Annotated in this window: 13 protein-coding genes; 6 read left to right on the forward strand and 7 right to left on the reverse strand. The window is 73.0% G+C overall.

All coding sequences use genetic code 11. The features are described 5' to 3' along the window. Positions 1-6 precede the first annotated feature (6 nt). The 5 genes from ACIBKY_RS26120 to ACIBKY_RS26140 are packed head-to-tail and all read left to right on the forward strand — an operon-like array spanning position 7 to position 5,279. Positions 7-216: an MbtH family protein gene (locus ACIBKY_RS26120; protein ID WP_397100306.1), complete on the forward strand. Its 210-nt coding sequence runs from the start codon at positions 7-9 to the stop codon at positions 214-216. A gap of 6 nt (positions 217-222) precedes the next feature. Beyond that, entirely contained in the window at positions 223-1,902 is a 1,680-nt protein-coding gene (locus ACIBKY_RS26125) for an ABC transporter ATP-binding protein (RefSeq protein ID WP_397100308.1), read from the forward strand. Next, positions 1,895-3,691 carry an ABC transporter ATP-binding protein gene (locus ACIBKY_RS26130; protein WP_397100310.1) on the forward strand — a complete coding sequence of 599 codons (1,797 nt, stop codon included), beginning with the start codon at positions 1,895-1,897 and terminating at the stop codon, positions 3,689-3,691. The genes ACIBKY_RS26125 and ACIBKY_RS26130 overlap by 8 nt, the downstream gene beginning before the upstream one ends. Continuing rightward, positions 3,688-4,542, forward strand: coding sequence for a siderophore-interacting protein (locus tag ACIBKY_RS26135; RefSeq protein ID WP_397100312.1), 855 nt, complete (start codon positions 3,688-3,690; stop codon positions 4,540-4,542). The genes ACIBKY_RS26130 and ACIBKY_RS26135 overlap by 4 nt, the downstream gene beginning before the upstream one ends. Continuing rightward, positions 4,539-5,279, forward strand: a complete 741-nt coding sequence (locus ACIBKY_RS26140; RefSeq protein WP_397100314.1) for a class I SAM-dependent methyltransferase — start codon at positions 4,539-4,541, stop codon at positions 5,277-5,279. Before ACIBKY_RS26135 ends, ACIBKY_RS26140 begins: the two co-directional genes overlap by 4 nt. Before the next feature lie 2 nt (positions 5,280-5,281). On the opposite strand, the gene ACIBKY_RS26145 is transcribed toward ACIBKY_RS26140, so the two are convergent. The 6 genes from ACIBKY_RS26145 to ACIBKY_RS26170 all read right to left on the reverse strand — a co-directional run bounded on the left by ACIBKY_RS26145 (position 5,282) and on the right by ACIBKY_RS26170 (position 10,810). After that, positions 5,282-6,580, reverse strand: coding sequence for a lysine N(6)-hydroxylase/L-ornithine N(5)-oxygenase family protein (locus tag ACIBKY_RS26145; RefSeq protein WP_397100502.1), 1,299 nt, complete (start codon positions 6,578-6,580; stop codon positions 5,282-5,284). Between the two features lie 22 nt (positions 6,581-6,602). Continuing rightward, positions 6,603-7,649, reverse strand: a complete 1,047-nt coding sequence (locus ACIBKY_RS26150) for a FecCD family ABC transporter permease (RefSeq protein WP_397100316.1) — start codon at positions 7,647-7,649, stop codon at positions 6,603-6,605. A 5-nt stretch (positions 7,650-7,654) separates the two neighbouring features. Continuing rightward, complete coding sequence (locus ACIBKY_RS26155) at positions 7,655-8,671, reverse strand: FecCD family ABC transporter permease (protein ID WP_397100317.1); 1,017 nt, start codon at positions 8,669-8,671, stop codon at positions 7,655-7,657. Then, a complete protein-coding gene (locus tag ACIBKY_RS26160; RefSeq protein ID WP_397100319.1) occupies positions 8,668-9,696 on the reverse strand; it encodes an ABC transporter substrate-binding protein in 1,029 nt (342 codons plus the stop codon). Before ACIBKY_RS26160 ends, ACIBKY_RS26155 begins: the two co-directional genes overlap by 4 nt. Before the next feature lie 110 nt (positions 9,697-9,806). Beyond that, positions 9,807-10,364, reverse strand: coding sequence for a hypothetical protein (locus ACIBKY_RS26165; RefSeq protein ID WP_397100321.1), 558 nt, complete (start codon positions 10,362-10,364; stop codon positions 9,807-9,809). Positions 10,365-10,414: 50 nt separating this feature from the next. Next, on the reverse strand, positions 10,415-10,810 hold the full coding sequence (locus tag ACIBKY_RS26170; protein ID WP_397100323.1) for a DoxX family protein: 396 nt from the start codon (positions 10,808-10,810) through the stop codon (positions 10,415-10,417). A 92-nt stretch (positions 10,811-10,902) separates the two neighbouring features. Here ACIBKY_RS26170 and uppS point away from each other — a divergent pair, with 92 nt between their 5' ends. Continuing rightward, positions 10,903-11,640, forward strand: coding sequence for a polyprenyl diphosphate synthase (gene uppS, locus ACIBKY_RS26175; RefSeq protein ID WP_397100325.1), 738 nt, complete (start codon positions 10,903-10,905; stop codon positions 11,638-11,640). A 112-nt stretch (positions 11,641-11,752) separates the two neighbouring features. Here the strand turns inward: uppS and ACIBKY_RS26180 are convergent, their stop codons facing one another. Further along, positions 11,753-12,535: an SDR family oxidoreductase gene (locus tag ACIBKY_RS26180; protein WP_397100327.1), complete on the reverse strand. Its 783-nt coding sequence runs from the start codon at positions 12,533-12,535 to the stop codon at positions 11,753-11,755. Positions 12,536-12,553: the final 18 nt, after the last annotated feature.

Below are 12,553 nucleotides of genomic sequence, written 5' to 3' on the forward strand. Positions count from 1 at the left end.
GGTTCCATGTCCAACCCGTTCGACGATGAGAACGGCTCCTTCCTCGTCCTGGTCAACGACGAGGGCCAGCACTCGCTCTGGCCCGAGTTCGCGGACGTACCGGCCGGATGGGAGGTGGTCCACGGGCCGGGGACCCACGCCGCCGCCCTCGAGTACGTCGAGCGCCACTGGACCGACATGCGGCCGCTGAGCCTGCAGCGGGCCATGGACCGTTAGGCGCCGGTGAGCACCACGACGACCCCGCGGATCGCGGGCGGCTCCGCACGGGCCGCCCGCGAACTGCTGCGCTGGTGCCTGCGCGGCGAAGCGCGGGCGATCGCGGCCGCCGCCGCCCTCACCACGCTGTGGCAGCTCGCGCTCGTGTCGCTGCCGCTGTCGATCCAGCGCGCCCTCGACGAAGGGCTCGTCGCCGCGGACCGGGTGGCGCTGCTGCGCTGGAGCGGGGTGATCGTCGGCACCGGGCTGCTCGCCTGGCTCGCCCAGCACGCCGGCCAGCACCTCGACTACATGGCCGGCGCCAAGATCATCACCCGCCTGCGCCGGCGGCTCTCCGCCCACCTGCTCACCCTCGACACCCGTACGGCCGCCGCCTTCGGCCGGGGCGACCTTCAGGCGCGCAACTCCCACGACGTGGACCTGATCTGGATCTGGGTCGGCGGCACCACGGCCCTCCCGCACCTGGTCATCGGGCTCGTCACCGTCGTGGTGGCGGTCGCGTTCCTGCACCCGCCGCTGGCCCTGCTCTGCCTGGGCTGCGTGGCCGCCGTCCTCGGCACGAACGTCGTGTTCGGCCGGGTGCTCGGCGTACGCAGCGGCGCGCTGGCGGCGGCCCAGGGGCAACGCGCCGACGTCGTGGACGAACTGGTCGGCGCGGCCCTGACCGTCAAGGGCGCGGGCGCCGAGCAGGCCCTCGTGCGCACCCACCACGACCACAGCGCCGAGGTGAGCAGGAAGGCGATGGCCGTGACGCGGGCCGGGGCGGGCTGGTCGGCGGTGTCGTCGTTCGTGCCGCTGCTGGCCATCGCCCTGGGCGTCGCCGCGGCCGCCCCCGCCGTGGCGGCGGGCACGATGACGGTGGGCGGGCTGGCCGCGTTCGCGTCCTGGATGCTCATGCTCACCGCCACCTCGACCACGTTGTCCGTGCGCGTCTCCCAGCGGGCCCAGGCGGTCGAGGCCGCCGCGCGGATCGCCGAGGTCCTGCGCGCGGGGCCCGAGTCCATGAGGGGGAGCGCCGCTCCTCCGGAACGTCCCGGCGGCGTGATCGAGGTCCTGGACCTGAGCGTCGGGCACGAGGGGCGCACGGTGCTCGGGCCGGTCGGCTTCCGCGTGGAACCGGGCGCGTTCGCCGTCGTGACCGGTCCGGTGGCCTCGGGCAAGTCGACGCTGCTGCGGGTGCTGGTACGCCTCCAGGAACCCCGCGACGGCCAGGTCCGCTACCGCGGCGTGGACCTGCGCGACCTCGACCCGGCCATCCTGCGCGAGCTGGTCACCCTGGTGCCCCAGCGGCCGGTCCTCGTGTCGGGCACGGTCGCCGGCAACCTGACCCTCGGCCTGGACGATTCGCCGGGGCCCGCGGAACTGCGTGCCGCCCTGCGCGCCGCGGCGGTCCTGGACGAGGTCGAGGCCCTGCCGGGCGGGCTCGGCGCGCTGATCGGGGAGGGCGGCGCCACCCTGTCGGGCGGCCAGCGGCGCCGGGTCGCGCTGGCACAGGCGTTGCTGCGCCGTCCCGACGTCCTGCTGCTCGACGACGTCACCTCCGCCGTGGACGAGCCCACCGAGGAACGGGTGCTGGCGGGCGTGCGCGACTGGCTCGGCGCGGGCACCGTGATCGCCGTCAGCCACCGCCCCGCCGTTCTGCGGCACGCCGACCAGATCATCCCGATCGGCCGGGCCGATGGGTGAGGCCGGGAGGCTGCGGGAGGCGCCGTCGAAACGGGGCCTCGTCCGGGCCGCGCTGCCCTATCTCCGCCCGCACCTGGCCCGGATCGGGTGCGGCGCCGGGCTGAGCCTCGCGGCGTCGGCGGCGGTGGCGCTGGTACCGGCCGCCGTCGGCGCGATCACCACGGCCGTCCTCGACGGCGACACGGACCGGGTCACGACCGTGACGCTCGTCCTGCTCGGGCTCACCCTCGTCCACCTGGCGACGCGGCAGGGCGGCGACCTGCTGCTCGGCGCCGCGGGAGAGCGGCTGGTCCGCACGCTGCGCGAGCGGGCGGCCGAACGGCTGGCAGCGGCCCCGCTGCGGTTCGTGGAGAGCCACGCGGCGGGCGAACTGGTCGGCCGGGCCACCGCGGAGATCGCCGAGCTCGCCGTGTTCGTCCGCCTGCAGGTGCCCGCCCTGCTCGCCTCCACCGGCTACCTGCTCATCGGCGGATACGTGCTGGTGAGCAGGTCGTGGCTGCTGGCCGTGGTGCTGTTCGGCGCGTTCATGCCACCGGCGCTGTTCGTCCTGCACCGCTTCCGGGTCCGCTCGGCCGGCGCGTGGGACGTCGAGGCGGACCGGCAGGCGAAGGTGGCGGCCACCTTCGCCGAAAGCCTGGAGGCCCGCGAGACCATCCAGCTCGCCGGGGCGGCCCGGCAATGGGACCGCCGCTACGCCCGCGACAACGACCGGCTGCTGGACGGCATCGCCCAGACCACCCGCGCGCTCAACACCATGACCGCCATCCAGGCGTTCGAGTGCCTGGCCATCGCCGGGGTGATCCTGCTGGGCGGGGTCCTGCTCGGCGGCGGGCCGGGCGAGGTGGGCACCGTGGTGGTGTTCGTGCTGTCGTGCCGCGGCATGTTCGACTCCTTCATGGAGCTGACCCGCCTGGTCGGCGGCGTGCAGCGGACCAGGGTCGGGCTGGCCCGCGTTCTCGACCTGCTGACCGCCGCCGAGCCCCCGCCCGCGGCCGGCGTGGACAGGCCGGGAGCCGGGCGCGGGCCGCGCGTTGACGCGGCGGGCGTGGGCAGGCCGGGAGCCGGGTGCGGGCCGCGCGTGGACGCGGCAGGCTTGGGCAGGCCGGGAGCCGGGCGGGGGCTGCGCGTGGACGCGGCCTGCTACGCCTACGTCCCGGGCGAGGACGTCCTGCGCGAGATCACGCTCGCTTTCCCGCCCGGCGAGCGCGCCGTCGTGGTGGGCGCGACCGGCGCGGGCAAGTCCACCCTCGCCAAGCTCATGGCCGGCCTCTACACCCCCGACCGGGGGACGGTCCGCCACGACGGCGCCGACCTGGCCGCCCTCGATCCGGCCGAGCGGCGTCGGCGCGTCGCGCTGATCCCGCAGGACGTGCAGACCGTACGCGGCACGATCGCCACCAACCTCGCCCTGGGCACCGGCTCCGGCCGCGCGGACCTGCGGCGGGCGATCACGCTGCTCGGCCTGGACGGCTGGCTCGACGGCCTGCCCGCCGGGCTCGACACCGAGACCGGCGCGCGCGGCGCCCTGCTGTCGGCGGGCGAACGCCAGCTCATCGGCCTCATCCGGGCCGTTCTGCTCGGCCCCGCCGTCCTCATCCTCGACGAGGCCACCGCGGACGTCGATCCCGCCACCGCGGCCCTCATCGAGGGCGCGCTCGAACGGCAGGCGGGCGAGCGCACCCTGATCGTCATCGCGCACCGCCGCGCCACCATCGACCGCTTCACCCGCCGCGTGGAACTGCGCGGCGGCGAAGTGGCCATACACCCCACACCTGAGGAGACGACGTGAGCAGCGACCTTTTCCCGGCCGAGGTCATCGGGACCCGCCACGTGACCCCGCTGATGATCAGGGTCACGCTCGGCCTGGACGGCTACGTCAGCAGCGGCGCGGCCGACGAGTACTTCAAGATGTTCTTCCCGGCGGAAGGACAGCGCGAGCCCGTGCTGCCCGAGGTCGTCGAGGGCCGCTGGGTGTACCCGGAGGGCGTGACGGAGCCGGTGCAGCGCACGTACACGGTGCGCCGGTTCACCCCGGCCACCGGTGAGATGGACGTCGACTTCGTCGTGCACGAGGGCGGCGTGGCCGCGCCCTGGGCCATGAGGGCGCGCCCCGGCGACAAGGTCGGGGTGTCGGCGGCGCACGGACTCCACCGCCCGCCGGGCGAGGCGTCCTGGCAGCTCATCGTGGGTGACGCGACCGCGCTGCCCGCCATCGGCCGCATCGTGGAAGAGCTCCCCGCCGGGATGGGCGCGAAGGTGTACGTCCAGGTCGCCGGCCCCGCGGAACGGCAGGAGTTCGACACCCGGGGCCAGGCCGACATCACCTGGCTGTACCCGGGCGACGCCGGCCTGCCGGAGATCGTCCGGCGGCACGACGTGCGCGGCGCCTACGTCTGGGCGGCGGGCGAGGCCGCGGCCATGCGGGCCATCCGCAAGCACCTGCGCCACGAGCGGCGGCTGCCCGCTGACAGCTTCGCCACGCTCGGGTACTGGCGCCCGGCCGCCGAGGAGTGGCAGCGCCGCTTCGAGCAGGTCGCCCCCGACGTCAGGGCCAGGGTCGCGGTGACCCGGGAGCGGGGCGGAGACACCGAGCAGTGCCAGGACGAGTTCGACGCGGCCCTGGAAGCGGCCGGCCTGTGAGCCAGACCGCGGAGGACCGCTACGCCGACTTCTACGCCAGGCAGTTGTCGAGCCCGACGCTGGCGAGCATCTACCGCGAGGTCTACGGCGACGACCATCCCGAGGAACTGCGCCCGTTCGGCTTCGTCACCAGGACGGATCTGGCCCGCTTCGCCGTCCTGCTGGAGCTGCGGCCGGAGATGTCCCTCCTGGACCTGGGCTGCGGCAGGGGCGGGCCGGGGATCGCGCTGGCGCGGGCGGCCGGCGCACGGCTGCTCGGCCTGGACCCCCTGGCCGTCGCGGTCGAGGGCGCGCGCGAGCTGAGCGTGTCGCTCGGCCTGCCCGGGGCGCGCTTCGCCGTCGGCGGTTTCACCGCCACGGGCCTGGAGCCGGCGTCCTGCGACGCGGTGCTGAGCGTGGACGCGCTGTGGATGGTGTGGAACAAACGGGCCGCGTTCGCCGAGGTGGCCCGGGTGCTGCGGCCCGGCGGCAGGTTCGTGTTCAGCACCTGGGAGCCGTCCTACCTCGATCACGGCGGGCTGCTGGCCGGGGCCGGGTTCACCGTGACGGCCAAGGAGGAGGCCGAGCGGTGGCTGGAGCGGCAGCTGCGGGTGTACGAGCTGGTGCGGGCGCGGGCCACGGCGCTGGAGGCGGAGCTGGGTCCCGGGGCCTCCGTCCTGCTGGAGGAGGCCAGGGACACGCCCGCGACCCTGCCGTCCAGCCCGCGCGTGATCATGGCGGCCACGAAGGCCGGGTGAGGTCAGGAGGAGGAGGCGGGGGAGCGGCGGGCCAGCAGTGAGTCGCGGATCTCGCCGGCCCTGACCGCCACGGTGGACAGCAGCGTCGAGGTCAGGCCGTGGGTGTGCTCGGTCGCCCCCTGAAGGTAGATGCCGGCCTTGACCTGCGGGGCGAGGACGATCCTGTGGTCGCGGTGCATGCGCAGGGCGTCCTCCTCGTCGCGCAGGCAGAACTTGGCGGCCTCGCCGAGCAGCGCGGCGGGGTCGTGCGGGCGGTAGCCGGTGGCGTGCACGAGCACGTCGGCGGCCAGGATCTCGCGCCGGCCGGTCGGCAGGTCCTCGACCGTCACCTCCAGGCCGCCGGCGTGCTCGCGGACGTCGTGGACACGCGAGACGTTCAGCATGCGCAGCCGCTGCCTGCCGTGCAGCCGCTCGCGGTACATGGTCGAGGACAGCGACTGGATGAGGTCGATGTCGACGACCGAGTAGTTGGTGCCGCGGTGGTAGTCCAGGATCGAGCGTTTGACCTCGGGCGGGGCGCCGAAGAAGACGTCCACGGCCGCCGGGTCGAACACGCGGTTGGCGAACGGGCTGTCGTCGGCGGGGGTGTAGCCGAACTTGCCGAACACGCCGCAGACCTCGGCCTCGGTGAACGTGCGGTGCAGCAGGCCGACCACCTCCGCGGCGCTCTGGCCGGCGCCCAGGACGAGCGCCCGCCGTACCGGCTCGCCCGATTCGAGGCGTCGCGCGATGCGGGGGAGGACCTCGCTGGTGTGCCAGACGCGGTCGGACAGGACCGTGCCCGGCGGCAGGTGCGGTTTGAGCCCCATGGCGATGGACAGGTTGCGGGCGCGCCGCCGTACCCGGTGGCCGTCGTGGCCGGTGACCACGTCGAACGCGCGTACCTCGCCGCGCTCGTGCACCGGTTCGACGGCGACGACTTCGGCGGAGTACTGGGTCAGGTGGCTCAGCCTGCCCGCCGCCCACTCGAAGTAGTCGTGGAACTCCGCGCGTAGCGGGAACAGCGTCTTCTGGTTGACGAAGTCGACCAGGCGCCCCTTCTCCCGGAGGTAGTAGAGGAAGCTGAAGTCGCTCCTCGGGTCGCGCATGGTGACCAGGTCCTTCGGGAAGGACACCTGCATCGTCGCGTCGTCGATGAGGATCCCCCGGTGCCAGCCGAACCTCGGCTGCCGCTCCAGGAATCTGGAGGTGAGCGGCGGCGCCGCCGTGTGCTCTTCAAGGGCTATGGCCAGGGCCAGGTTCGAAGGTCCGAACCCGATGCCCAAGACGTCGAGAACGGTCTCCGATTCGCAGCCGTGCATGGTCACCCGCATTCTCCTTGAGTCAGCCTCGCCCTGCCCGCCATTGGGCGGTGAGCAGAGCCACCAGATACAGCCCGCCGATCACCCCGGTCAGAATGCCCACGGGCAGTTGCACGCCGGGTATCACCCTCTGGGCGGCGAAGTCGGCGGCCACGAGCAGCAGCGCCCCCATGAACGCCGACGACATCACCCCCTCCCCGCTCGTCCGGGTGAGCCTGCGGGCCAGTTGCGGGGCGGCCAGCGCCACGAACGCGATCGGCCCGGCGGTGGCCGTGGCGGCGGCGGTCATGGCGACCGACACCAGCATCAGCCCCAGCCGGGACCGCTCGACCGCGAGCCCGAGCCCGCGCGCCTGCTCGTCGCCGAGCCCGAGCAGGCGCAACCGGCCGGCCATGGACGCCGCCGCCGGCAGCAGCACCGCGAGCAGCACGGCCAGGACGGCGGTGTTGCTCCATGTGGAGCCGTTCAGCGAGCCGATCAGCCAGCGCTGGGCGTTGGCCGCGGTCTCGACCTCGGCCCTGGCCAGCAGATAGCTGTTGACCGACACCAGGATGGAGGTGATGCCGATGCCCATGAGGATGAGCCGGTACCCCTGCACGCCCCGCTTGAACGACATCACGTAGACGGCCAGCGACACCACGCCGCCTCCGGCGAGCGCGCCGCCCGCCACCTGCGCGGAGTCGCCCGCGAGCAGCACGATCACCAGGATGCCGCCGGTGGCCGCCCCGGTGGTGAAGCCGATGATGTCGGGGCTGGCCAGCGCGTTCTGGGTCAGGCCCTGGAAGATGGCCCCGGCGGCCCCCAGCCCCGCCCCGATGAGCAGCGCGCACAGCACGCGCGGCAGGCGCAGGTCGGCGACGATGAAGCGGTCGCCGCCCGATCCGTGTCCGGTGAGCGCGGCCAGTACGTCCGGGAGCGGGATCGGGTAGTCGCCCACCGCGAGGGCGACCATGCCGAGCCCGGCGGCGGCGCAGGCCAGCAACACGCACACGGTGACCGTGCGGACGGAGACGCGGGCCGACACCCTGTCGCCGAACAGGCGTACCGTCTTGCCGGGGACGGCCGTCATGCTCTTCACAGCTTCGCCAGCCTCCTCTCGCGCACCAGCCACATCAGCACGGGCGCGCCCAGGCACGAGGTGATGATGCCGACCTCCAGTTCGCTCGGCCGGGCGAGCAGGCGCCCGGCCAGATCCGCGCCGAGCAGCAGGATGGGCGCCACGACCATGCTGTAGGGGATCACCCACCGCTGGTCGGGGCCGGTCAGCAGGCGCACCATGTGCGGCACCGCCAGCCCCACGAACACGATCGGCCCGGCCGCCGCCGTCGCCCCGCCACACAGCAATGTGATGGCGACGGCCGTGAGCACGCGCACGTGTCCGAGCCGCAGCCCCAGCGAGCGGGCGCTGTCGTCGCCGAGCGCCAGCACGTTGAGCGAGGGCGCCAGGACGAGCGCCATCGCCAGGCCGATCAGGATGAACGGCAGCACCTGCTCGACCACCTTCATGTCCCGGCCGGCCAGAGCGCCGATGGCCCAGAACCGGTACCGGTCGAAGGCGATCGGGTCGATCAGCAGGACGGCCTGGATGATCGAGGTCAGCACCACGCCGATGGCCGTTCCGGCCAGCGCCAGCCGTACGGGGGTGGCCCGGCCGCCGCCTGCCGAGCCGATGCCGTACACCAGCAGGGAGACGGTCAGCGCGCCCGCGAACGAGAACCACACGTACGAGGTGAGCTGGTCGAGCCCGAAGAACGCGACCGCGAACACCACGGCGGTGGCCGCGCCCGCGTTGACCCCGAGCAGGCCGGGATCGGCCAGGGGATTGCGCGTCATGGACTGCATGAGCGCGCCCGACACGCCGAGCGCGGCGCCGGCCAGCAGCCCGACGAGCGTCCTCGGCACCCGCATCGAGGTGACGATGAGCGCCGAGTAGGAGTCGTCGGGCGACAGCAGGGCCGAGATCACCGTGGCGGGGGACATCTGCAACGCGCCCAGTCCCACGCTGAGCAGGCACACGAGGAACAACACCCCGCAGGCCACCACCAAGGCGGCGCCGCGCAGCGCAGCACGGCCCCGGTGGCCGTCGCTCACGCGTTTCCGGCCTTTTCCAGGGCCGGTTTCATGGCGTCGAGGAGGTAGGGGATGTTGCGCACGGTGGGAGTGCGCATCGCGCCGATCTTCTCGGCGTCCAGGACCAGGTACGTGCCGTCGCGCACGGTGGGGATCTTCTTGAACAGCTCCGACTTCTCGAACGCGGTCATCTCCTCGTCGCTGAAGCCGCCGATGAACATGAGGTCGCCGTCGAGCGCGCCGAGTTGTTCGTAGCTGAGGAAGCCGGTCTCGCCGCCCTTGGCCTCCAGCGCCGTCAGTCCCGGTGCGGGGCCGAGTCCCATGGTCTGGAAGAAGCGGACGAGGTGGTCGTTGGCCTTGGCGCCGGCCTGGACGGTGCCGGGCTGGCGCAGCACGACGTACTGCACCGTCTTGCCCTTGATCCCCGGGTACGTGGTGGCGACCCCGGACAGCGACGCCTCGGCCTTGGTCACGGCGGCCTGGGCTTCGGCGCTCTTGCCCAGGACCTTCCCGACGGTCAGCAGGATCTCCTGCCAGGTGCCGTCCTGGTTGTCGGCGCCGATGATGCCGATGGTGGGCGCGATCTTGCTGAGCGCGGCGTACAGGCCCTTGTTGGAGGTCACCTGATACGAGCCGAAGATCACGTCGGGGCGCAGCTTGGCGATCTCCTCGACGGAGATGTCGGCCACGGTGTTGATGGGCGTGGTCGTGGCCTCCTTGAGCAGGTCGGCGTTCCACGGGGCGAAGACCGGCTGGGTGGTGCTCCACCGGTTGGCCGCGACCGGGACCACGCCGAGTGCCAGGGTGGCGTCGACCCAGCCGGTGCTGAGGGCGACGACGCGGGCGGGGGCCTTTTCGATGCGGCTCTCCCCGGCCGCGTGCTTGATCGTGACGGGGAAGGCGCCCGCTTGCCGGCTCGGGGGCGCCGCAGTGGGCCCGGCGCTCTGTACGTTGCCGCCGCACGCCACCAGCAGGACCAGGACCAGGCCTAACGCGGCGGCCCTCAGGGTGTTCGCGGTGCGGGGTGAGGCTTCATGCCGTGCCAAAGGACGGCTCCTTTCGACGTCATCCGACGTGGTGCACGACAAGTATGATCCCTGAAGTTAGGTTAGGCTAGCCTAACTAAAATATTGGCCGGGAATGGCGGGAAAACGCCTCAGGCGGTGAGGATCGCCGTCCAGGTGACGGCCAGCAGCAGGACGCCGAGGCCGAAGTCGAGCACCATGCAGAACTCGGTCAGGGAGCGGGTGACGACCTTGTCGCGGCGGTGGTGGATCAGGTCCCAGACGCCGTGGCCGATGGCCGCCAGCGCCGCCAGGTGGACGGCGAGGACCGGGCCGGCCGTCATCGCGATCAGCGCGATCGCGGAGTAGCCGGCGAAGGCGGCCGCCTGGATGCCGAGTTCACGCCGGTCGATCCGGTCGCCGCGCAGCAGGCCGTACACGAGGAAGAGCGCGGCGGCGGCGAGGAGCAGCACGATCGCGTCCAGCTCGGTGGCCATGCCGATGCTCACCATGACCGAGGCGAGGACGGCCACGATCCAGCCGCTGCGGCGCGAGCCGAGCGCCGCGGCGGCGAGGTAGCAGAGGGCGGCCAGGATGATGATCATGGCGGCGACGTGCGCGTCGGGGCCGGTGAGGGCGAGGACGACCAGGCCGACCGCCGTCGGCCACCGGGCCAGAAGGGCGTCGCGGTAGTGAGTGAGGGTTCGCATGGGTGACAGCGTGCGGGCATTTCAGCACAACGCACCCATGCGGATTGTCATCAGATCTTGTGCGCTCTGCGGGATCTGAGGGCCGACCACAGCTTCGCCGTACCGCTCCGCCGGCCCCAGGCGATCACCAGGGACAGCGCGAGCAGGACGAGCGGCAGGAACGCGCCGCCGCCCATGACGAGCACCTGGGTCAGCGTCGCGCCGACCATGAGCGCCGCGAACGCCAGTGCGGCGAGCCCGGCCAGCGGCGGCACCAGCAGGCCGACCACGCCCGCGACCTCCAGCGCGCCCACCAGATAGCGCAGCCAGTCACCCATGCCGATCGCGTCGAACGTGCTCGCGGCCGGTTCCGCGTCCGCGAACTTACCCAGCGCCGCCAGCAGGAACCCCGCCGCCGTGACGACCTGAAGGATCCACAGCCCGATGGTACGTATCAAGGTTGTCATGATCCCGACGCTAGGTTTCCGGCCCGGGATTCAGAATGCAGGTAACGCCCAAGCGAGGGTGTACCTGCGTGCACTGTCTATAGAGTCGGAGCATGCTCCACGCGCTCTACGCCCGCAGGCTCCGTGCCCAGGTCACCCGCGTTCCCCGCCACGTCGGACTGGTGATGGACGGCAACCGGCGCTGGGCCCGCGAGGAGGGCTTCGCCAACCCCAGCGTCGGCCACCGCTACGGCGTCGAGCACATCCAGACCGTCGCCGGCTGGTGCGCCGAACTCGGCATCAAGGAGGTCACGATCTACGTCGCCTCCTCCGACAACGTGCGCAAACGCGCCTCCGAGCAGGTCACGTTCTACATGGAGCTGATCGAGAAGGTCATCGCGGGCAGCCTGGTCGCCTCCTCGCCCCTGTGGCGGCTGCACGTGGCGGGCCGCCTCGGCGAACTGCCCGACTCGACCGCGCACGCGCTCAAGCTCGCCGTGGAAGCCACCGCGGGGCGCGAGCACGGCCACGAACTCACGCTCGCGATCGGCTACGACGGGCGGCAGGAGGTCGTGGACGCGGTCCGCGCGCTCCTGGAGACCGACGGCGCGGACCTGTCGGAGCTGGCCCGGACGCTGACGGCCGACGACATCGCCGCCCACCTCTACACCAGCGGGCGCAGCGACCCGGACTTCATCATCCGCACCAGCGGCGAGCAGCGCCTGTCCGGTTTCCTGATGTGGCAGGCCGCCCACGCCACGCTGCACTTCTGCGACGTGAACTGGCCCGGCTTCCGCCACATCGACTTCCTCCGCGCCCTGCGCACCTTCGCCCGCGGCACCCGGACCTGACCGCTCGGCCCGGGAGGCCGGCTCAGCCCGGGAGGCCGGCTCAGCCCGGGAGGCCGGCTCAGTCCGGGAGGTCGGCTCAGTCCGGGAGGTCGGCTCAGTCCGGGAGGTCGGCTCAGTCCGGGAGGTCGGCGAAGCCGTACTCCCGCGCCAGGTCCGCCACGCGCACGGTGCGCCCGGCGTGCCGGGCGACGTCGGCGTCGGCCAGCAGCGCCCGCACCGCCCGGCCGGGGAACTCGATCGAGTCACCGCCCGGCGGCATGCGATCGCCCAGGGCGGCCATGATCGCCTCCGTCCGGGTGAAGCCGGGGGAGAGGGCCAGCGCGGTGACGCCGTGCGGACGCAGGTCATGGGCGAGCGTACGGGCGAGGCGGCTCACGCCGGTCATGGCCAGGTCGTAGAAGACGTGACCGGCGATGATCTCGGCGTCGGGGTCGGCGTAGCCGGTCATGACCAGCAGGCCGCGCCGTTCGATCAGCAGGGGAGCCGCGTGCCAGGCCGCGACCAGGTGACTGCGGACGCCGACCTCCATCATGTTCCGCCAGTGCCGTAGCGGCAGGGTCCAGAACGGCCCGCCGGCGAACGGCAGCTCGTTGCCGGCGCACGCGTTGGCGACCAGGAGATCGAGCCCGCCCCGCTCGGCGCGGACCCGCTCGAACAGCGCCGCCACAGCGTCGTCGTCGGCGTGGTCCACCACGACGGGGACGCCGTGGCCGCCCCGGTCGTTCACCTGGGCGACCGTGTCCTCGACGGTGCCGGGCAGGTCGGAGTGGCGGTGGGCGCGGGACTCGCGGTCGGTGACGTAGACGGTGGCGCCGGTTTCGCCCAGCACCAGCGCGATCCCGCGGCCGACACCCCGAGCCGCCCCGGTCACGACGGCCACGAGTTCGGTGGACATGAGGGCCTCCTTCGGCAG

The sequence above is a fragment of the Nonomuraea sp. NPDC050394 genome, assembly GCF_044459065.1.
GTDB lineage: Bacteria > Actinomycetota > Actinomycetes > Streptosporangiales > Streptosporangiaceae > Nonomuraea.